Origin of the sequence: Oxynema aestuarii AP17, assembly GCF_012295525.1 — a bacterium.
Taxonomy (GTDB): Bacteria; Cyanobacteriota; Cyanobacteriia; order Cyanobacteriales; family Laspinemataceae; genus Oxynema; species Oxynema aestuarii.
In genome coordinates this window covers 4,465,609-4,485,497 of the sequence record NZ_CP051167.1, presented here as the reverse complement: position 1 = coordinate 4,485,497, position 19,889 = coordinate 4,465,609, and the positions used below count along the sequence as shown (strand labels likewise).

The following is a 19,889-nucleotide window of genomic DNA, read 5'->3' as shown; positions in this document are numbered from 1 at the left end:
GCCATATTGAGGGTGGCCCATGAGCGATCTAGAGCAATGGTATCGAGTTCTCGATCTCGATCCGGGGGCGTCTAAAGAAGAAATCAATCAAGCTTATAAGGATTTAGTATTTATTTGGCATCCCGATCGCATTCCTAAAGAAAACGAACGCTTGAGGCAAAAAGCTGAGGAAAAACTCAAGCAACTCAATCAAGCTCGCGAACAATTGCGCGCCTATCTCGGTAATGGTACGGCGCCGCAAGCGAACGCAACTCCACCCAAACGCCCTCACTACAAGTCGCCTTACCAGTCCTCCACCTACGCGCGATCGCGCGATTCCTACCGTCCTCCTTATTCCGACTACGCGCGATCGTCCCAAAGTCAATCTTGGCAAAGTAGCGCGCGATCGACGTACAAGCGCAATCCTTATTCTCAACAACCTCCCTCGCCGACGGGCGATCGCTATCCCTCCGAACCGCCGAAACCCCCATCTCCCCAACCCGACCTCGCCGGATCCGACTTTCGCGGCGCCAACTTTAAAGAAAAAGACTTATCCGGCAGAAACTTAAGTTATGCCAACCTCTCCCACGCCGATCTCAGCGACGCCTTCCTCCATAAAATCAACCTCACGGGCGCTACCTTAGAACACGCCAACCTATTTCGGGCCAACTTGCTACAAGCCACCCTCACCAAAGCCAATCTGCGATCGTGCAACTTGATCGGTGCCGATCTCAGTGGCGCCGACCTACGCGGAGCCGACCTACGCGGCGCCAAAGTCGGCTCCAACGATCGCATCATGGTCAAACTGACAGGTGCCAACTTGCGCGGTGCCATTCTTCCCGATGGAACCATTCATAGTTAGGTGCGCAAAAGGCAAAAGGCAGGTAAAAGCCCCTGGAACACTCATCTTGCGCTTCACTGAGTCACTCCTTAGAACGCAAGCGCCACCCTCTCAATCTCAAATCTAAAATCTCAAATCTCAACTCCCTCCCCTCCTCGTGACAAAGATCACGAGTTTTTTCTTGTCAAGTCACAGTAATATTTCTTTACATTGCGTTACATTAGTTAACAACAAGCCAAACGAAAGGAGTTCCTACTCATGTACACCACCACCGACGAACGCGGCATCCTCAACAACTACGCCACCGAACCGAAGATGTATTACGCTAAATATCCCTCTCAAGCCCAGCAACGCCGTTACATGCTCCAAGGCGCCCTCTCCATCCTGTTATTTACCGGGCTGCTCTTAGTTGCGGCTGGTGTCAGCTAGAAACCGCATCACACCATCACCGTCGTATTTCTGTTATTTCACGGAGACTTAAATTATGGCTACTTTCACCATTTCGATCGCCTTATTTATCGCAGGTTGGGCTGCCGTCGCCATCCTCGGAACCCAAGCTTATTTCCGAGGCGAACAAACCAAACCCATCCACGAACGGAACTGGCGTTCGGAATCGTTCGAGCAACTGGCGAAAAGCATTACTGGGAAAGACATCGACCATAACGATCGCGTTCCGGCTTACCGCATGGATGCTTACGCCAGTAACAACCTGCCTGAATAATGATGGTGGTTAGACAACATAAATTCGGGCTAGCTCTCTTACCCTCCTTAAAATAGGAGGGCTATTTTTTTGTTTGAATGACGATTATCCCTAGCGATCGCCCAATCGAAAAAGAGCTGTAAACTCCGCACGAATATACAATGTGTTATTTTGTTAGATCCGCCCCCCATGTTAAACTCAATCGGAGCGCGCTGGGAAAGTCTAAACTCTAAAATCTAAACTCTAAAATTCCATGAATCAGTTTTCCAAAGAACCATTTGGCGATCGCAATTCCCATCAACCGACCTCAGAACTACCCGATCGCACCCAACTGCCAGAAGATGACGGAATTTCCGAAGTTTCCGAAGAAGACGAACGGCGATATCAAGCGGCCAAAAAACAATTTGGGCAGTTGTATGTGATTTTGCTCGTGATTGGTTTGGCGATTGGTGGAGTCGTCGCCGTTGGTGTAGTTAACTTACTCGATCGCTGGGGATTAACAGAAGTTCCGACCCCGATTGAGGAGGGCGATCGCTGATTTGACGCCATATTTCTGAGGACTCGACCTCAAGATTTTAGATGATTTTAGAAGGATTTCGCACAACTCTAAATTGCCTGAGTCAGTGATGTTTCAGGAATGTTTTCGAGGAAATCGCATCCCCTTGACTTCTGGCGATCGCTCCATCTGAATAAAGTAAATGCTTAAATTACCCCTAAAATAGAAAATCGTACAACCTCGGGTTGCAGCGATCGCCGACCTGCAAAAAACCAGCCAAAAACGATAAAAAATACCAATGGCCGACTATTGAAAGATTGATATGTAAAATATGGGCGGTACTGGATTCGAACCAGTGGCATCCTGCTTGTAAGGCAGGCGCTCTACCACTGAGCTAACCGCCCGTTTTCCGAGCCGATTTGCATTCTAACATAACTTGTTGAAATTTTCATGCCTGCTGGCCGCACCCACGATCGCATTACCTTGTGGACGTTGCCCCTCGTCGCCATTGCCACCTACAGCACAACCCGCAACAGTAGCCTCACCTTAGTGGTCGCGGGCGGTTTTTTATTTAGCGGCTTGATGTTCGGTCCCGACCTCGATATTTACTCCTGCCAGTTCCAGCGTTGGGGGTGGTTGCGGTGGTTGTGGATTCCGTATCAGAAAAGTTTGCGCCATCGTTCGTTTCTCTCCCACGGTCCGATTATCGGGACGGCCCTGCGGGTGTTGTATTTGAGCATTTGGGTATTGCTGGCGGGGGTGGTTGGTTTAACTGCGAGTTATTGGTTATTTCAGCTCGATTTGAATTGGCGAGAGGTCAAACAGGTCGCGGGGCGATCGCTGGTCGAATATAGTCCCGAGGCGATCGCCCTATTGCTGGGGTTGGAACTCGGCGCCCTGAGTCATTCCCTGAGTGATTGGTGCTCCTCCGGTTACAAACGCTTGAAAGCCAAAGGCGTTCTAGGGTGGAAGCGTCCGAAAAAAGCCAGTAAGGGCAAACGGCGATCGCCCCGCCAGACCCGTTCTGTCAAAAAACGCAGCAGTAAAAGATAAGGGAATTTGAGATTTTAGAGTGTTGATTTTGGAATTGAGATTGAGGCGATCGCCCGAACTCAGAGGAACTCGGAACCGATACAATACCAGCAACGGGCGATCGTCCCTCCCGAATTCCCGTAAAATCGAGAATCTGCAACCTTCACTCTTCAATCCTGCAAAATCACCCCTCTAAACTCTAAAATCCCATGACCTCCAACCCTACCCTCGACGCCCTCCAAAAACTGATCGAAGTCGTCGCCCAACTGCGATCGCCCGAAGGCGGCTGTCCCTGGGATTTAGCCCAAACACAAGCAACCCTCACCCCCTACATCATCGAAGAAGCCTACGAAGTCGTAGACGCCATCAAAACCGCAGACTCAAGCGCCATTTGCGAAGAACTCGGCGACCTCCTCCTCCAAATCGTCCTCCAAGCGCAAATCGCCAGCGAATCCAACCAATTCACCCTCGCCGAAATCGCCCAAGGCATCGGCGAAAAACTGATCCGCCGCCATCCCCACGTCTTCGGCGACCTCGAAGTCAACAGCATCGAACAAGTCCATCAAAACTGGGAACAGATCAAAGCCCGCGAAAAAGGACAGACCCCAGAACAAACCCAACAACTCAGTTACAAACTCGAAAAATACGCCCGAACCCTTCCCCCCCTCGTCGCCGGAATGAAAATCTCGCGCAAAGCCGCAGATGTCGGTTTCGAGTGGGATAGTATCGAAGGAGTTTGGGAGAAATTCCACGAAGAACTCGGCGAATTTCACCACGCCCTCAAACACGAAACCCCCGCCGAACAACAAGCCGAACTCGGCGATCTACTCTTCGTCATCATCAACCTCGCCCGGTGGTACGACCTCGATCCCGAAGCGGCCCTTCACGAAACCAACCATCGCTTTGTCCGTCGTTTCTCCAAACTAGAACAAGCCTGCGATCGCCCCTTAAGCGATTACAGCGTCGAAGAACTCGAAACCATTTGGCAGCAAATCAAACGAGAATTAGCAAAACGCCAGGAAGTAGAAAGTGAATAGGAACACCGTAGGGCGGCCATCTTGCACCCTTCCCTAACAGCAGAAGCGTTACCCTCTCCATCTAAAATCCAAAATTCTACCCCAATAAAAAACCAGACCCCACCAACCGTGATAGACTAGAAAAGTTTTCTAAAAATTAAATCTTAGAGTATGTTTTGGGCTGACAAAATCGCTGCAAGTTCACAAGGCGAACAAATCGTCAACGATTCAAAAACCCCATCCGGTCGCGTTCACGTGGGGTCTTTGCGGGGTGTCATCATTCATGACGTCATTTACCGTGCCTTGAAACACGCAGGTAAGCCCGTTAAATTTACTTATGGCGTAGACGACTACGACGCCCTCGATACGGTTCCCCAATATCTAGATCGAGACAAATTTTCGCCCTATCTCGGTTATCCCTTGTGCAATGTTCCCTCACCGGGAGACAACGCCAGCGATTACGCCAAATATTTCATGGGCGAATTCTTAGAAGTTTTCGACTATTTAGGCGTCAAACCCGAAATTTACTACTTGCGCGATCTGTATCGATCGGGCAGACTGAACGAGCATATCGACATATTTCTCAATAACGCCCACCTCGTTCGGGAAGCTTACAAAGAAGTCAGCAAAGCCGAACGACCCGATAATTGGTACCCGTTTCAAGTCATCTGCGAAAACTGCGGCAAAATTGCCACCACCGTAGTGACCGATTACAACGGTAAAGAAGTTTTTTATACCTGCAAACCCGACGCCACCAATTATGTCGAAGGATGCGGTCATTCCGGTTGGATTTCGCCATTTGACGGGAATGGAAAATTACCTTGGAAAGTCGAATGGGTGGCGAAGTGGCAAGTTATCGGCGTGACCATCGAACTCGCCGGAAAAGATCACTCCCAGAAAGGCGGTTCTCGGGATGTCGCCAACGCGATTTGTCGCAAAGTCTTGCATAAAAAACCGCCCTATCATTCCCCTTACGAATTTATCTTAGTGAACGGAACGAAGATGAGTTCTTCTAAAGGGGTCGGGTCTTCTGCGAAAGAAATTGCCGAGTTACTACCGCCGGAATTATTGCGTTTCTTGATGTTGCGAACGCAACCGAAGACGGTGATTAACTTCGCACCGAATTACGAGACGATTACCCGGTTATTTCGCGATTACGATACGTTAATTGAAAAGTACGAACGGGAAGGGGAAAAAGAGGCGCTGACGAAAGATTTACTCTCTCTATTTTATGCCCAGTTAGGGGATGAGGTGAAGACTTATCAGCCGTTTGATTTCAGTACCTTAATTTCTCTACTGCAAATTCCTCATATTGATATCGAACCGGAAGTCGAGAAGCGATCGCCCCAACCTTTGAGTGAGTTCGATCGCGAAGTCGTCAAACGTCGTATTGAAGCGGCGCAAAAATGGTTAGACGATTATGCAGATGAAGAAGAAAAGCTCGTTCTCTATTTCGATGAAGTTCCGGAACAAGCCCAAGCTTTAACTGACGAACAGGTGAACTATTTAACGAAGTTAATCGAAAATCTCGAAAATACCGAGAGTTGGGATGGAGAAACGTTACAAACGGTGTTGTTTTCTACGTCTAAGGAATTGCAAATGAAACCCGGTGCAGCATTTCCGGCGGTTTACCTCTCGTTTATGGGGAAAGAACGCGGACCGAAAGCGGGGAATTTACTTTCGTATTTAGAGAAGTCTTTTGCGATCGGGCGCTTGCGAGAGGCGATCGCGCTGAAGGAGGCGATCTCGTAACTCCCCCTAATCTTATCCATGTTAGAGGAGGGGTGAAGTCACTCTCTCCTCTTTTTTGAGTTAAAATTAATGAAAACCGATTCGATCTTTTATCGCTTATTTCAAATCTTTCCCGATGTGATTTTTCACGCGATCGGTCGTCCGCCAGCAGAAGCCGATCGCTACGAATTTCAATCGGTCGAACTCAAACAACTGGCATTTCGCCTGGATGGATTATTCGTTCCTAAATCTCCACAACGGGGAGAACCGATCTATTTTGTCGAAGTTCAGTTTTATTGAGAAGAAGGGTTTTATTTCCGTTTTTTTGGACAAATATTTCTCTATTTGTCGCAATACAAACCGATCGCGAATCCGTGGTCGGCGTTAGTGATTTATCCGACGCGACAGTTTGAAGTCGAACAACACTTGCAATACGGTTCGCTTTTGGAAAGCGATCGCGTTACGCGAGTCTACCTCGACGAATGGGGAGATGAGGCGGAAACCTCTCTCGGCGTCGAAATTGTCAAATTGATTGTCACCTCCGAAGAGGAGACCCCAGAAAAAGCCCGCCAATCGATCGCGCGAACCCAAGAAGAAATTACCGAAGCGACTCACCGCCGTGATGTTTTAGAATTAATAGAGACGATTGTTATTTACAAGTTACCGAAACTGTCTCGCGAGGAGATCGGCAAAATGTTGGGATTGGGCAGTTTAAAACAAACAAAAGTTTATCAAGAAGCCAAGGAAGAAGGATTACAGGAGGGATTACAGGAGGGATTACAGCAGGGATTGCAGCAGGGATTGCAGCAGGGATTGCAGCAGGGATTGCAGCAGTTACAAGAGAAAATTTTTAAAACTGCTTTGAAGATGAGAGAACGCGGGTATAGTGTCGAAGAAATTGCAGAAGTTTTAGAATTGTCGGTTGAAGAAGTTCGAGAGACTTTAGAAATTTAAGTTTGTGCGATCGCCTATGACAGCGCGATCGCCTTAATTTTTAGCTACAAATTTGCTTTGTTTAGCTCGTCGTTTAACCCAGGCAAGCGGCTATATTTGGAACGCAAGTTCTGAATCAATCCCTGCCAGAGATCTACCTATCCAATCTGTTCGTAAATTCGTTTGATATCTTGGAGATAGTGAGCCTAATTTTCTCAAATTGCCATATCAATGAGAATACCAAATTTTCTCAGGTTTTTCAAGCTTTTAATTATATCTTTTTGGTCACTCAACACCGCGTCGGTAACTTTTAGCCGTGGCCAGCTTTTTAATGGCGTCTTGAGTAAGTTTTGGGAGTTTACAATCTTTCATATTCTTATGTAAAAATAGATGAACGTTGAGCTTATCACTTCATTGTCAGGTTTTGACAGAGGATCGCCCTCGTCCCTTACACGCAGTCCCTAAACGCGCAGGCGAAAACGGGCGATCGCGCGGGTGAGTTCGCCGACCCACAAAACGAGGGAGGTTCCGCCGACGATCGCCAGCCAATCGTGAAAGGAAAGGGGAACAGTTCTAAATACCTCGCCGCCAAACTGTACCATCAAAACTTGACCGACGAAGACGATCGCGGCGATCGCCAAAAAGTTGAGATTCGACCATAAATGAGAAAATACCGATTGGTTAATCCCAAAACATTTAGCATTGAACAAATTCCAGAATTGCAACATTACAAAGGTACTGAAAAATAAAGAAAGGTCGTAGTCGGCGATCGCGCCGTCAGTTTGAATAAATAATAAAAAGCCCGTCAGAAAAATTAAAAAGAAAAACGCCGTAGTAAAAATATTGACCGCCATCGGTTTAGAAATAATAAAATCTTGAGGATTGCGCGGCGGACTTTCCATCACTTTCTCATTCGGCGGTTCCGTGGCGAGGGCGAGGGCGGCGAAGGTATCCATAATTAAATTAACCCATAACAACTGGGTCACGGTCAGGGGCAGTTCGATGCCGATAAACGGACCGAGAAGGGCAATCCCACAAGCGGCGACATTAATTGTCAGTTGAAACAGAATAAATTTCTGGATATTTTGATAGAGCGATCGCCCCCAAACGATCGCCCGTTCGATGGTTAAAAAGGCGCGATCGAGAATAATAATATCGCTGGCTTCTTTCGCCACACTGGTGCTGGTACGACCCATCGCCAAACCGACTTGAGCTTGATTGAGGGCTGGGGCGTCGTTAGTTCCATCTCCGGTGACCGCCACCACCCGATCGCCCGCTTGCAGCATTTTCACGAGGCGCTGCTTGTCGCCGGGACGGGCGCGAGAGAGGACTTTTAAGCGCACGGCGGCAAGTTGGGCGGCTTCGTCGTCGAGTTGGGAAAACTCCGGCCCGGTGAGATAGGATTCGGGGGGATCGGTCTCGTCTACTAATCCAATTTGACGGGCGATTTCTTTGGCGGTCGTCGGGTTATCTCCGGTGACCATTTTGACGGCGATTTGCGCTTGTTGACAGGCGGCGATCGCGGCGGGCACGTCCTCGCGGATCGGGTCGGCGATCGCCACGAACCCCACCCAAGTCATGTTCTCGGCGAGTTGGTCGATCGCCACTTCCCCCGCATTCGCCTCGGAGGGGAGGGGCGGATCTTCGAGCCACGCAAACCCCAGGGTTCTCATTCCCCGGCTTTGATAGCGTTGCAATTGTGCGGCGATCGCCGCCGATTCGATCTCACCTGTCGTCCCGTCGCCGTCGATTTGTCGGGTGCAGCGATCGAGCAAGATTTCCGGCGCCCCTTTGACGTGCAAGATCGGACGTTCTCGACTCGGAGAGCGGCCCACGGTGGCCATGTATTTGCGATCGGTCGAAAACGTCCACTGTTGGATCGTCGTGAAGGCGTCGCGTTCGGTGGCGTAGTCGATCCCTCCTTCTTCCAACCACAGCAAGAGCGCCCCTTCCGTGGGATTGCCCAACGGTTGGCTGGCTTCTCCGGGATGGCGGTGCAGGTGAGCCGTGGAATTGGCGCAGATGCCTTCGACCAGACGGCGACCGATGGGGGTGTTGGGGTCGGGTAATTCGGCGTGAGCCACCTGCATTTGATTGAGGGTCATGGTTCCGGTTTTGTCGGAACAGATCACCGTGGCGGCGCCGATCGTCTCGCAGGCGTGCATCCGCCGCACGAGGTTATTTTGTTTGGTCATTTTACGCATACTGTAGGCGAGGCTGAGGGTGACACTCAGGGCCAAGCCTTCGGGAACGGCGACGACGACGATGGTCACGGCGATCGTGAAGTAGGTCAGCAACGATCGCGCGGCGTCTACGGGTAACCACGGCGTCCCCGATTCCGGCAAAAATCCGGCGATCGCGCCGACTCCGAGACCGATTCCCAAGCACGAGAGGGCGATCGCTGCGGTTTTCAGCCATTCTGCCGCCGTGTCTCGTTCCAACCACTCCGGGCGTCGGTCGGTCCATCCGGCAAACTCGAAGCCGTCGTAGGCGATCGGCAGCCAAATCCGCACGAGGGCGATCGCCACGGCGAGGGTTAGCACGCCGACGACATACCACTGTTGTCCGGTCAAGCTCAATTCGGCGATCGCCACCCCGCGTACCACCAGCGCCCCGTCTACTAACAGGGCCACGGATAACCCCGCGACGGCGATCGCGCGGCTCAACCGTTGCAGTTGCAGCGTTAACGGCGTTTCTTCGTCGGTTTCTTGGGCTGCAGCACGCGCCGTCTGTCCGATTTCCGTGCGATCGCCCACGGCGGTCACTTCGATCGTCCCGTGACCTTCCATGACGATCGTCCCGCGCAATAATTGGTCAGCCGGATAGGTGCGACTTTCATCGTTGCGGCTGGAGGCGGTGCGGCGATCGAATTTACTCACGGGGGGTTCCCCGGTTAAGTTCGCTTCCGCCACTTGCAGCGATACTGCTTCGATCGCCTCTCCATCGGCGGGAACTTCATCCCCTTTTTCTAATAAAACTAAATCGCCGACGACGAGGTCTTTTTGGGGAACGGTGAGATATTCCCCTTCGCGAATGACTTGGATCGGCGTTTCGTCGCTGACTTGATTGAGAATGTCAAATTCTCGATTGGCTTGATATTCGTTCACAAAGGAAACTGTTGTCGCCAAGAAAATAGCTGTAATAATACCTATTCCTTCGAGGTAACTGTCGTTAAAAAAGCCGATGGCGATCGATACGATCGCGGCGATCGTCAAAATCCGAATGACCGGATCTTCAAACTTTTCGAGAAATAACTTCCAGCCGGGGGTTCGTTCCGGTGGGGTCAAAACGTTCGCCCCAAATTCCTGACGACGGGCTTCGACTTCGGCTTGAGTCAGTCCGTACAAGCGGGCGATCGAGGGGGTTTGCTGTTGCATTAATATTTTAGATTTTAGATTTTAGATTTTAGATTAGACAGCTTGCATCTTTTGAGAAAGATAACCCCTATTTGTTAGGGGGGCTTTTAGAATTTTGCCAGATATCTATTTTACAAGAGATCTATTTGAGATTGTAGATTCGAGCCAGGGGGGACAGATTGCAAAATGTTAAAATCTACTTTTTATGGGTTGCTGCCTGGGGAAGTCTTCGGAGAAAACACGAGGTGGATCGAGCGGGGAAAGTGTAACGTCACTTTCTGAAAAACTCGCTACAATGGAAACAGGGAACCGCAGGACGATCGCGGGCGCCCTTGCACCCCATCCTGCCGCCAACATTTTCAACGGTGCGGGTAACAATTGAGCCGAACTGCCTCTGTCCGTTCCCCTCGACCATCAAAATCATTCAATGCGTTCGCATCTCTGAGGAGGTCACCATGTTAAAACCTCAAGTTCATCACCTCCCGTCTTCAAAACTTTCTCATACTTTAGATAAATTCATCGAGTATGCGAAAACGTTTTGGCGCTTTAGTTTGTATTACGGCGAATACATTTCTAAGCCGTTGTGGTAGAAACTCGTGATTTCCTCTCTTGTCGTCTGGCAATCTTTCCGTTTGCCGATCTCGTCCCTGTAGCGGCGGTGCTGTCGCCAGTTGCTGCGATCGTTTTTTAGGTTTGGGGGCGATCGCCGATCGCCCCACCAGGTCCCTCGAAAAAATCCGGCATTTTCTCACTTTAGTCCGTCAAATTCAAGACTTTTAAATACAGAATATAGTGGCGTAAGTCTCACATAAATTTCCGTTCCCGGCGGCGGTCGGGAACCGAACGGGAACGAACCCAAAACGAGAGGGAGTTGGAGCGATCGCCCCGACTCCCTCGATAACGACAGATTGCCAATCTCATAACATTGTAAATCCAGCAGCGACGCGCGACCGCGTCGGCACCCAGTGACGAGGGGAGATTCCGAGTGCGGCGCGATCGCGGACCAACCGCCACGAACTATTGCGAGGGAGGGGATAACTGAAGATCTCCTATCTTGGACGGCGATCGCATCGCACTCAAATCGCCCCCAGTTTCTAAGCCACTTGGGGTTTTTGCTTTGGGATGCAAACCTCGTTGTTCGGTTTGACCACAATCCACTCTCCCGTCACGGGATCGCGGTAAGTAGTAAAAGGATTTTGGCGCAGTGGCCGATTGCTGTTAGCCATGTTCATCCCCTCATGAACTGAGTGGCATTCTCCACGATTTCAATCCATCCTAACTTGTCGGGGGTGGCGCTCGGGCGATCGAAATTGAAACTGATTGTGATTTGCGTCAATATTTGCGTCAAGATCGGCCAATTGGCCCTTGACCGATCGAGGGTGGGCGATCGGGAGGCACAATGTAATCTGAAATACCATAGGGAAACCTGTCAACTGGCATCCGCAAGCTGGGAACCCTAACTTGGACTGCTCGATTTAACTTATGGCGCGTTTTCCCACCCGAATTTTACCCCCGCTTGCCGCTTGTGTTGCCGTGGCGATCGTTCTCAGTGTCGTAGCCCTGTTAGATCGATCGGAACAAAAACGCTTCATCCAACGGAGTCGCACCGACGTTCTCAATCGCCTGAGCGCCTTGAGGGCCAGTCTCGAAGGCGAGTTAAACCAGCGTATTTTTCTCAGCCGGGGGATCGTTACCTACGTCAGCACCGTCAACCCCGAGATCGACCAACCCACCTTTGAAGAACTGGCGCGGGTTTTGGTCGCTCGCAGTTCCGGGATTCCCAGTGCCGCGCTTTTTAAAAATAGCATCGCCACCCATCTCTATCCCTTGAAAGGACAAGAAGAAGCACTCGGCTTCGATCCGATGAACGTCCCCGAAGAACGAGAGGCATTCGAGCGGGCGATCGCCACCCGATCCACCGTCCTCGCCGGGCCAGTCAAACTCGTCAAAGGAGGCATGGCATTCATCACCCGCACCCCCATTTTCCTGACCCCACCCGGCGCCCCTCCCGAAAGTGGTCCCTATTGGGGAATGGTCAGTATCGGCATCGATCGCGATATCTTATTTAGAGAAGCCGGACTACTCGAATGGGACGAGCAACTGCTCTACAGCCTGCGCGGAAAAGACGGACGCGGGGCCGAAGGCGAGGTCTTTTTCGGCAATCCGCAGATCTTCGATCGCTCCCCAGTCATTTTAAACGTCACCCTGCCGAACGGATCGTGGCAATTAGCCGCCGTTCCGATCGCCGGATGGCCCGAGAACGCCCCCATATCCCGCAATTTATGGCTCGGAGGCGGCTTGTTAGCCCTGGTGGCCGGATCTCTCACTTTCGTCCTCGTCAGCACCCCCATGCGCCTCAAAACCGCCGTAGAACGCGCAACCGCAGCCCTGCGCGAGAGCGAAAGCGCCCTCAAACAAGCGAATCGGTCGTTACAACAACTCGACAAACTCAAAGACGAATTTCTCGCCAACACCTCTCACGAACTGCGCACCCCCTTAAATGGCATCATCGGCATCACTCAATCCCTTCTCGACGGCGCCACGGGAGAACTCCCCGATGCGACCCGGCGCAACTTAGAAACGATCGTCGCCTCCGGTCGGCGACTGGCGACTTTAGTCAACGACATCCTCGATTTTGCCAAACTCAAACATAACAACTTGCAATTACAAGTGCGATCGATCGCCTTGCGCGAATTAGTCGAGGTCGTCTTCGTTCCGATCCGCCCTTTAATTGGCGCCAAACCGTTAAAATTGGTCGCCGATTTCCCCGAAAACTTGCCCCCGGTGGCGGCGGATGAAAACCGCTTGCAACAGATTTTTTATAACTTGATTGGTAATGCGATTAAATTCACCGACGCGGGTGAGATCGTCGTCAGCGCGCGATCGCCGAACCCGTCCGATCCCGAAATCGTCGAAATCGCCATTCGCGATACCGGAATTGGCATCGAGGCGGATAAATTAGACCGGATTTTTGAATCCTTCGAGCAAGCGGACGGCTCCACCGCCCGGGAATACGGCGGAACTGGGTTGGGATTGGCGGTCACCAAGCAACTGGTGGAACTCCACGGCGGTCGGATTGCGGTGGAGTCGCAAATCGGGGTCGGCTCAACCTTTACCTTTACCTTACCCGTCAGTCGCGACGGTTCGACTCCGGTGGTGTTGGCGGCGCCGATCTCGGGCGATCGCGATCGGCCCGTCGCCGCCGCTTCCCCGAGTGATGCTCTCGTTCCGGCTGAGCTGTCCGACCCCTCGCATCACTCGGAAATCGAGTTTGACGGTCGGGATTTGAAGATTTTGATCGTCGATGACGAACCGATTAACTGTCAGGTTCTGGTCAATTATTTATCGTTATACGAGTGCGAATTAGCGATCGCCTCTAACGGGGTTCAAGCCTTAGAACTGCTCGCCACTTCGTTTAAACCCGATTTAATTTTACTCGATGTCATGATGCCGCGCATGACCGGATATCAAGTCTGTCAGCAAATTCGCGAACGCTACAGTCTCGACGAATTACCGATTATTATGCTCACCGCTAAAGACCGCCTGGCGGATGTGGTCATGGGTTTGGAATCCGGCGCTAACGATTATTTGAGCAAACCGATTGCGAAAGCAGAATTGCTGGCGCGCATCCGCACTCAAGTTCAGTTATGTCATTTGGAAACGTTGCGGCGTCTCTCGGAAAGCGAACGAGAAAAGGCAGCAGCGTTAGAGCGATCGCTCGTCGAGTTAAAGCAAACTCAGGCGAAGTTAATTCAATCGGAAAAAATGTCGAGTTTGGGTCAGTTGGTCGCTGGAATTGCTCACGAAATTAACAATCCGGTCAGTTTCATTCACGGCAATTTAGACCACGTGGAAGATTACGCGCGAGAGTTGATTGAGTTGGTCGATCGCCCCCGGGAAGATTGGGAGGAAAAACAAGAAGATTTAGACTTTATTCGGGAAGATTTACCGAAGTTACTCGATTCGATGAAAAATGGAACCCGCCGAATTCGTCAAATCGTGTCCAGTTTGCGCGATTTTTCTCAACTCGATCGCTCGGAGTTCAATCAAGCCGATATTTGCAAAGGGTTGGACAGTACGTTAGTGATTTTACAAAGTCGCTTGCACTTGGGCGAAGACTTGCCGGATATTCAAGTAATTAAGAAATACGATGAAATTCCTAAAATAGAATGCTATCCCAGTCAACTGAATCAAGTGTTTCTCAATATCTTGACGAACGCGATCGATGCGTTGCACGAGAAATATAAAAGCTTAGAAAACAACGAGGAAGCGATCGCGGAAGATCCGAAAATTGAGATAAGAGTGAATCAGTTAAACCATCGCTGGATTGAAATTGCGATCGCCGACAACGGTCCGGGAATTCCCGAACAGTATTTAAACCAATTATTCAATCCCTTTTTCACGACCAAACCCGTCGGAAAAGGGATGGGGTTGAGTTTGTCCACCTGTTATCAAATCGTGGCGGAAGGACACGGCGGACAGTTGGAATGTACCTCGGCGCAACCGGGACGGACCCAATTTACAATCACCCTTCCGGTCGAGGCGGTGCGTTCGTCCCCCGGTTAACTCGCGCGAAGCACTTACCAGCACTTAGAAGCACTTGCGAGCACTTACAAAGCCTCTAAATCGACGGTAAAGCTTTGGGTTCCAACACTGACAACATCGCCGTGGTGCAGTTGACGACCCCGCCGGGTTTCGATCGCCCCGTTGACCGAGACTTCTCCGCCTTGAATCATCAGTTTCGCCTGTCCCCCGGTGGCGGCGATCGCTATATACTTTAAAAACTGTCCCAGTCGGATCGTGTCTTTTTCCGGATCTCGTGCCATGGTCGGTTTCCTCGCTGTTGTCGTGAATCGAGTGTATTTTAGCGAGTTCGGGCGATCGTTGGGTTCGATACAATAACTTGAAAACGAGCAACAGGCGATCGCCGCTTTGACTTCTATCATTTAACCTCCATACAATCCTTCATCTACCGCCTTTCCATGACCGCCCAACCCCACCCCAACCGTCCCCACACCACCGTTGTTTTAGCCATGAGTGCCGACGGTAAAATCGCCGATGCCAGACGATCGCCCGTCCTGTTCGGGTCGCCTCACGACAAAGCCCATCTAGAACGGCAAGTGGCCTTGGCGGATGCAGTGTTAGGCGGCGCCGGAACCTTGCGAACGGGAGGAACGGCGATGCGGGTACTCGACCCAGATTTACTCGACGAACGCCAATCTCGGGGGAAACCGCCCCAACCCGTGCAGATCGTCGCCTCCGGCAGTGGCAACATCGACCCGGATTTACCCTTTTTCCAACAGCCCATTCCGCGATGGTTGGTCTCCACTCAAGCGGGGGCGACCTTGTGGCGCGATCGCCCCGGGTTCGATCGCCTCTTGGTCGCCGAAGGCAACGATCGCGAGATCGATTGGGCGATCGCCCTGGCAGCAATGGCGGAGTTGGGAATCGAACGTCTCGCCGTCCTCGGCGGCGGTCAATTGGTCGGTTCTCTCCTCAGTGCGGATGTTTTGGACGAACTCTGGCTCACGGTTTGTCCTTTACTCGTCGGCGGGATGGCGGCGCCGACCCCGGTGGACGGGGAAGGATTGCTCGCGACGGAGGCGAAACGGTTGGAGTTGCTCGACGTGCGACAGATGGAGGGGGAATTATTTCTACACTATCGCCTCAAAGGGAGGACCGAATAGCTGTCTGGGGACGATCGCGGCGGCGATCGCTAAAAATCCCTAAAATAAGAAACAATTTGACACGCTCTACCTTTACACTCGTCTCATGGTGGAACCGATCGCCCCTCTTTCCGTCCGTTGGCTCGACCAAATTGCCAATGTCCCCCAGCAACAGTGGGACGCTTTGGCGCAACCGTTGAAAACGCCGTTTTTTGAATGGGATTGGCTGCACAACATGGAAGCCTCCGGCAGCATTACGGCCAAAAGTGGCTGGCTGCCGAACCATTTGACACTCTGGCGCGATCGCGAGTTGGTGGCGGCAGCGCCGTTATATCTCAAGGGTCACAGTTACGGCGAGTTTGTCTTCGACCACCAGTGGGCGGATTTGGCCCACCGTCTCGGCATCGACTACTACCCGAAATTACTGGGGATGAGTCCGGTGACTCCGGCGACGGGATATCGTTTTTTAATCGCTCCGGGAGAGGATGAGGAGCATTTGACCGGGGTGATGGTCAACGCGATCGATCGTTTCTGCGATCGCCACCAGATTTCTTGTTGCAATTTCCTTTATGTCGATCCGGACTGGCGACCCACCCTCGAAAAGTTCGGCTTCACCCCCTGGTTGCATCACAGTTATATTTGGCAAAATCACGGATTTAGCAGTTTTGACGACTATTTACAGGCATTTAATGCCAATCAGCGCCGCAATATTAAGCGGGAACGCAAGGCAGTTCGCAAAGCGGGCATTGAGGTGAAAACGCTCCACGGCGATGACATTCCCCATGTTTTATTTTCGCGCATGTACCGCTTTTATAGCGACCACTGCGATCGCTTCGGTTGGTGGGGGAGTAAATATCTGAATAAGCCGTTTTTCGAGCAGCTTTACCACAATTTTCGCCATCGGGTACTCTTGGTGGCCGCTTACGACGAGAACGACCCCCGCGACCCGATCGCCATGTCTTTTTGTTTGACCAAGGGCGATCGCCTCTACGGGCGCTATTGGGGCTGCGATCGCGAGATCGACTGTCTCCATTTCGACGCCTGTTATTACACCCCGATCGCCTGGGCGATCGATCGCGGCATTCAAAGTTTCGACCCGGGCGCCGGGGGTCAGCATAAAAAACGGCGCGGTTTCCCCGCCACCGGGAACCACAGTCTCCACCGCTTTTATAACCACCGTCTCGACCACATCCTGCGCCCCTATCTCAAGGAGGTCAACGCGATGGAACAGATGCAAATCGACGCAATCAATCAGGGGTTGCCCTGGAAGAAAACAATGCCGGAAGTGAACTACCGCTATTGAATCAAAGATTACAATAGCGGCTTCCCTCTTCACTGGGGACTGCGCTAGATAGAACTGAAGTTCTACCACCTCGTCTTACATCCCCTCCAAGGGCAGTAGAGCGAGTTCCTAACTCTAATATCCGTAAGCCTTCATTTTTGAGATTGATGGCGGCATTGATATCCCTGTCATGATGGTTTTGGCAATGTTCGCAAGTCCAGCTTCTCGCATCAAGAGACAAGCTTGTGGTTTGATTGAGGCATACATGGCAGGTTTTAGAAGAAGGAAAAAATCGATCGACTTCTAGATAAACTTTTCCTTCTGATTCGGCCTTGTACTTTAACATCGTACAAAACATCCCCCAACCGACATCACTAATCGCTTTGGCGAGTTTGCGATCGCGAACCATGCCTATCCCCCCTTTAGTTCCCCCCTTATTAAGGGGGGTTAGGGGGGATTCGACCACAATCACTTGGTTTTCGTTCACTATCTTACGGGATAGCTTGTGGAGAAAATCTTCACGACAGCGACTTATTTTGGCGTGAATCTTGGCAACTTTTACCCGCGATTTATTGCGGTTGTTGCTGCCTTTCCTTTTTCGAGCGTGTTTTTGCTGTTTTCTTTTTAGGTTTCGCGCGTGTTTATCAAAATGCTTGGGATTATTATATTTCGACCCCTCACTGGTAATTGCAAAATCGGTCAGCCCTAAATCAATGCCAATTGCTTTTCCTTCAGTTGAGAGGAGGGGAGGTTCTTTTCTACCCTCTACCAAAACTGAAGCATAATATTTACCATCTGGATTTTTGGAGAGGGTTACAGTTTTGATTTTTCCCTCAAAACTTCGATGCTGACGACAACGCACTAACCCAACTTTAGGCAGTTTGATGTAATTTCCCTCAAACTTAACATTTTGAGGATAACTGATAGATTGCCTTCCCTGCTTGGATTTGAATCGGGGTAATTTTGCCCGGTTCTCAAAGAAGTTTCGATAAGCGGTCGATCAGTTCAACGCCACGACTTGCAAGCATTGGGAATAGACATCTTCTTTAAGCCAAGGGTGTTCCTTTTTGAGGGCAGGTAATAATCCCTGAAGATAACCCCTCGATAGACCTTTTCCGGTCGCTCGATAAGTCTCTTGGCACAAATTTAACGCATAGTTCCAATACCAACGACCGCAACCAAAGCTCTTGGCTAAAGTCGCTTGTTGCTCGTGGGTTGGATAGATGCGGTATTTGTATGCCTTGAACATTATCGCCGATATAGCCAGATGATAAGATTATCACTGATTTGCCGAAGAGTCGCTTTCATCCCACGATTCACCTTCGGTAGAATCGGGGAATTCCCGCTCCCATTGTTAAATTTAGATTGAACTGTAGATTGAACTGTAGATCGAGCTGTAGATCGAGCCAAAATCCCGTGAGATCGAACCGCGCGATCGCCCCTAAAAACCGGGAAAAAAATTCGTGTCGCGAGAGCGTGGCTTTTCCGTCGGCTTCCCCAGGGAACTTCCGGAAGGGCGATCGCCTTCAACTCCCGTCATGTCGGGGCTTTGCGGCGCTGGGGCGATCGTGGAATCCTTGAAAATTGCTGGAATTAGATACAACTATCGCAATTTAAATTAAAATACCACATCCCGAGCCAATTTCAAAAATTTCACTACACCTGTAATGACGCAGGTTCGTAAAAATTGTCTGTTTTTTGTTCTGTTTTTGTCAGCATCTTGTCAGTATTTTGTACTGTATTTGTACTGCACTCGTACTGTTTTTCAAAAATAATGAGAGAGATCGAGGCTAGGGACACGGCAATGCCGTGTCCTTACAGGGGATCCATCTGCATCGAGAGTTTAGAAAAATGGTATAATGTGGCGATCGAACCCTTGCGACCGGAAATGAACAACGTGAGTCGGCGACATCACGAACCGTCTCCTCAAGTCCCCGTTTCTTAAGAAGGAATGAGAGCGATTCTCCCTCATCCATTGCCGCGAGCCACCCTATATTCCCCCCCAACCCCTTCAGCTCACGTCAACATTCCCCTCGACATTCCCCTCGACATTCCCCAATTCATCGAGTAGTTTAGATAAAACCGAATAGACTGAATAGATCCTCATCATCCGTCATCTACCTGGCTGAGGTGCCAAACTTCTACCTTAGTCTCCAGTTAACTGCCCATGACTCCTTTCAATCGCCGTCAATTCCTCAAATTCGCAGGGTTAAGCCTAGTACAGCCTGGCAGAAATCAACCAAGTATTCAGGAGATCAAAGGCTTACCAGTATAGTTCCACTTGAACGGCTTAGCCATAGTGCGATTGAAGTAGTCGATCAACTCGATAATTTTCTGCTTGAGATGGGCGGGACTGGTAAAGCTAGAGCGTCGGAGTAGCTTACGAACCAAGATGCTGAACCAAAGCTCAATTTGATTGAGCCACGAGCAATGCTTAGGCGTGAAGTGGACGACCAGTCGATGATTGGGTACGCTCAAAAAAGCCGCGCGAGTGGCCATTGAGCGCAAAATGCCCGAGCGCCCTTTTACACCTAAGTCAATGGCTTGAGATTCGAGTTGGGCGGCGAGCCGAACCAGGGAGGCGGACTGATGGGTGTTGAGACAGTCCATCACCAGATGAACTTTAGGAGCCTGGGGGCATTGAGCCAATAATTGTCGGATATGGGCTTCAAAATCGGCCTCGGTGCGGGTGGGGCCGACCGTAGCCAGGTCAACTTCTCCCGTAGCCACATTGAAGGAGGCAATGAGAGTTTGGGTGCCATGGCGGATATATTCAAACTCGACTTGGGTACAGCGCCCCGGTTTCATGGGGATGTCGGGCATCCTCCTTTCGAGTGCTTGAATTCCCGTCATTTCA

At 50.8% G+C, this 19,889-nt stretch carries 18 protein-coding genes, 1 tRNA gene and 2 pseudogenes; 15 read left to right on the top strand and 6 right to left on the bottom strand.

The genetic code is table 11. From position 1 onward, the window contains the following. Positions 1–19 precede the first annotated feature (19 nt). The 4 genes from HCG48_RS18105 (at position 20) to HCG48_RS18090 (ending at position 2,058) form a co-directional block, all read left to right on the top strand. Positions 20–841, top strand: coding sequence for a pentapeptide repeat-containing protein (locus HCG48_RS18105; protein ID WP_168570402.1), 822 nt, complete (start codon positions 20–22; stop codon positions 839–841). Positions 842–1,078: 237 nt separating this feature from the next. Beyond that, on the top strand, positions 1,079–1,249 hold the full coding sequence (psb34, locus tag HCG48_RS18100) for a photosystem II assembly protein Psb34 (protein ID WP_168570401.1): 171 nt from the start codon (positions 1,079–1,081) through the stop codon (positions 1,247–1,249). 55 nt (positions 1,250–1,304) lie between these two features. Further along, the gene (locus HCG48_RS18095; RefSeq protein WP_168570400.1) at positions 1,305–1,541 is read left to right on the top strand and encodes a photosystem II protein, Psb35-related; all 237 of its coding nucleotides are present in this window, start codon (positions 1,305–1,307) and stop codon (positions 1,539–1,541) included. Between the two features lie 232 nt (positions 1,542–1,773). After that, positions 1,774–2,058 (top strand): hypothetical protein, encoded by a 285-nt coding sequence (locus tag HCG48_RS18090; protein WP_168570399.1) that lies wholly within the window; start codon positions 1,774–1,776, stop codon positions 2,056–2,058. 290 nt (positions 2,059–2,348) lie between these two features. On the opposite strand, the gene HCG48_RS18085 is transcribed toward HCG48_RS18090, so the two are convergent. After that, a tRNA-Val gene (locus HCG48_RS18085) sits at positions 2,349–2,420 on the bottom strand. A gap of 46 nt (positions 2,421–2,466) precedes the next feature. Between HCG48_RS18085 and HCG48_RS18080 the strand changes: the two genes are divergently transcribed. The 4 genes and pseudogenes from HCG48_RS18080 (at position 2,467) to HCG48_RS18065 (ending at position 6,749) form a co-directional block, all read left to right on the top strand. Then, entirely contained in the window at positions 2,467–3,069 is a 603-nt protein-coding gene (locus HCG48_RS18080) for a metal-binding protein (RefSeq protein ID WP_168570398.1), read from the top strand. Positions 3,070–3,257: 188 nt separating this feature from the next. Beyond that, positions 3,258–4,085, top strand: coding sequence for a nucleoside triphosphate pyrophosphohydrolase (gene mazG / locus HCG48_RS18075; RefSeq protein WP_168570397.1), 828 nt, complete (start codon positions 3,258–3,260; stop codon positions 4,083–4,085). A gap of 150 nt (positions 4,086–4,235) precedes the next feature. Continuing rightward, positions 4,236–5,816: a lysine--tRNA ligase gene (gene lysS / locus HCG48_RS18070; RefSeq protein WP_168570396.1), complete on the top strand. Its 1,581-nt coding sequence runs from the start codon at positions 4,236–4,238 to the stop codon at positions 5,814–5,816. A gap of 69 nt (positions 5,817–5,885) precedes the next feature. Further along, a pseudogene (locus HCG48_RS18065) lies at positions 5,886–6,749 on the top strand (Rpn family recombination-promoting nuclease/putative transposase). A 440-nt stretch (positions 6,750–7,189) separates the two neighbouring features. Here the strand turns inward: HCG48_RS18065 and HCG48_RS18060 are convergent. Continuing rightward, positions 7,190–10,105, bottom strand: coding sequence for a calcium-translocating P-type ATPase, PMCA-type (locus tag HCG48_RS18060; RefSeq protein ID WP_168570395.1), 2,916 nt, complete (start codon positions 10,103–10,105; stop codon positions 7,190–7,192). Positions 10,106–10,539: 434 nt separating this feature from the next. On the opposite strand from HCG48_RS18060, the gene HCG48_RS26565 reads away from it, so the two are divergent. Together HCG48_RS26565 and HCG48_RS18055 are read left to right on the top strand one after the other, a co-directional pair. Continuing rightward, on the top strand, positions 10,540–10,674 hold the full coding sequence (locus tag HCG48_RS26565; RefSeq protein ID WP_255547440.1) for a hypothetical protein: 135 nt from the start codon (positions 10,540–10,542) through the stop codon (positions 10,672–10,674). Between the two features lie 19 nt (positions 10,675–10,693). After that, positions 10,694–10,864, top strand: a complete 171-nt coding sequence (locus HCG48_RS18055) for a hypothetical protein (RefSeq protein ID WP_168570394.1) — start codon at positions 10,694–10,696, stop codon at positions 10,862–10,864. A gap of 314 nt (positions 10,865–11,178) precedes the next feature. Here HCG48_RS18055 and HCG48_RS26560 read toward each other — a convergent pair whose 3' ends face one another. Then, on the bottom strand, positions 11,179–11,310 hold the full coding sequence (locus HCG48_RS26560; protein WP_281362025.1) for a hypothetical protein: 132 nt from the start codon (positions 11,308–11,310) through the stop codon (positions 11,179–11,181). Positions 11,311–11,566: 256 nt separating this feature from the next. Between HCG48_RS26560 and HCG48_RS18050 the strand changes: the two genes are divergently transcribed. Further along, complete coding sequence (locus HCG48_RS18050) at positions 11,567–14,650, top strand: ATP-binding protein (RefSeq protein WP_168570393.1); 3,084 nt, start codon at positions 11,567–11,569, stop codon at positions 14,648–14,650. Between the two features lie 44 nt (positions 14,651–14,694). Here the strand turns inward: HCG48_RS18050 and HCG48_RS18045 are convergent, their stop codons facing one another. After that, on the bottom strand, positions 14,695–14,910 hold the full coding sequence (locus tag HCG48_RS18045) for an RNA-binding S4 domain-containing protein (RefSeq protein WP_168570392.1): 216 nt from the start codon (positions 14,908–14,910) through the stop codon (positions 14,695–14,697). A gap of 156 nt (positions 14,911–15,066) precedes the next feature. Between HCG48_RS18045 and HCG48_RS18040 the strand changes: the two genes are divergently transcribed. Together HCG48_RS18040 and HCG48_RS18035 are read left to right on the top strand one after the other, a co-directional pair. Continuing rightward, positions 15,067–15,771: a RibD family protein gene (locus HCG48_RS18040; RefSeq protein ID WP_168570391.1), complete on the top strand. Its 705-nt coding sequence runs from the start codon at positions 15,067–15,069 to the stop codon at positions 15,769–15,771. A gap of 85 nt (positions 15,772–15,856) precedes the next feature. Then, positions 15,857–17,053 carry a GNAT family N-acetyltransferase gene (locus tag HCG48_RS18035; RefSeq protein ID WP_168570390.1) on the top strand — a complete coding sequence of 399 codons (1,197 nt, stop codon included), beginning with the start codon at positions 15,857–15,859 and terminating at the stop codon, positions 17,051–17,053. A gap of 1 nt (position 17,054) precedes the next feature. Here HCG48_RS18035 and HCG48_RS18030 read toward each other — a convergent pair. After that, positions 17,055–18,281: pseudogene (locus HCG48_RS18030) on the bottom strand (RNA-guided endonuclease InsQ/TnpB family protein). Positions 18,282–18,495: 214 nt separating this feature from the next. Here HCG48_RS18030 and HCG48_RS18025 point away from each other — a divergent pair. Next, positions 18,496–18,654 (top strand): hypothetical protein, encoded by a 159-nt coding sequence (locus tag HCG48_RS18025; protein ID WP_168570389.1) that lies wholly within the window; start codon positions 18,496–18,498, stop codon positions 18,652–18,654. Positions 18,655–18,836: 182 nt separating this feature from the next. Then, entirely contained in the window at positions 18,837–18,977 is a 141-nt protein-coding gene (locus tag HCG48_RS18020) for a hypothetical protein (protein WP_168570388.1), read from the top strand. A 302-nt stretch (positions 18,978–19,279) separates the two neighbouring features. Here HCG48_RS18020 and HCG48_RS18015 read toward each other — a convergent pair whose 3' ends face one another. Beyond that, positions 19,280–19,885: a transposase gene (locus tag HCG48_RS18015; protein WP_168571951.1), complete on the bottom strand. Its 606-nt coding sequence runs from the start codon at positions 19,883–19,885 to the stop codon at positions 19,280–19,282. Positions 19,886–19,889: the final 4 nt, after the last annotated feature.

Bases quoted from the DNA above. Each gene is read 5' to 3' on its own strand.
- HCG48_RS18105 (WP_168570402.1), top strand. From the start codon at position 20: ATGAGCGATCTAGAGCAATGGTATCGAGTTCTCGATCTCGATCCGGGG.
- psb34 (WP_168570401.1), top strand. From the start codon at position 1,079: ATGTACACCACCACCGACGAACGCGGCATCCTCAACAACTACGCCACC.
- HCG48_RS18095 (WP_168570400.1), top strand. From the start codon at position 1,305: ATGGCTACTTTCACCATTTCGATCGCCTTATTTATCGCAGGTTGGGCT.
- HCG48_RS18090 (WP_168570399.1), top strand. From the start codon at position 1,774: ATGAATCAGTTTTCCAAAGAACCATTTGGCGATCGCAATTCCCATCAA.
- HCG48_RS18080 (WP_168570398.1), top strand. From the start codon at position 2,467: ATGCCTGCTGGCCGCACCCACGATCGCATTACCTTGTGGACGTTGCCC.
- mazG (WP_168570397.1), top strand. From the start codon at position 3,258: ATGACCTCCAACCCTACCCTCGACGCCCTCCAAAAACTGATCGAAGTC.
- lysS (WP_168570396.1), top strand. From the start codon at position 4,236: ATGTTTTGGGCTGACAAAATCGCTGCAAGTTCACAAGGCGAACAAATC.
- HCG48_RS18060 (WP_168570395.1), bottom strand. From the start codon at position 10,105: ATGCAACAGCAAACCCCCTCGATCGCCCGCTTGTACGGACTGACTCAA.
- HCG48_RS26565 (WP_255547440.1), top strand. From the start codon at position 10,540: ATGTTAAAACCTCAAGTTCATCACCTCCCGTCTTCAAAACTTTCTCAT.
- HCG48_RS26560 (WP_281362025.1), bottom strand. From the start codon at position 11,310: ATGGCTAACAGCAATCGGCCACTGCGCCAAAATCCTTTTACTACTTAC.
- HCG48_RS18050 (WP_168570393.1), top strand. From the start codon at position 11,567: ATGGCGCGTTTTCCCACCCGAATTTTACCCCCGCTTGCCGCTTGTGTT.
- HCG48_RS18045 (WP_168570392.1), bottom strand. From the start codon at position 14,910: ATGGCACGAGATCCGGAAAAAGACACGATCCGACTGGGACAGTTTTTA.
- HCG48_RS18040 (WP_168570391.1), top strand. From the start codon at position 15,067: ATGACCGCCCAACCCCACCCCAACCGTCCCCACACCACCGTTGTTTTA.
- HCG48_RS18035 (WP_168570390.1), top strand. From the start codon at position 15,857: ATGGTGGAACCGATCGCCCCTCTTTCCGTCCGTTGGCTCGACCAAATT.
- HCG48_RS18020 (WP_168570388.1), top strand. From the start codon at position 18,837: ATGCCGTGTCCTTACAGGGGATCCATCTGCATCGAGAGTTTAGAAAAA.
- HCG48_RS18015 (WP_168571951.1), bottom strand. From the start codon at position 19,885: ATGACGGGAATTCAAGCACTCGAAAGGAGGATGCCCGACATCCCCATG.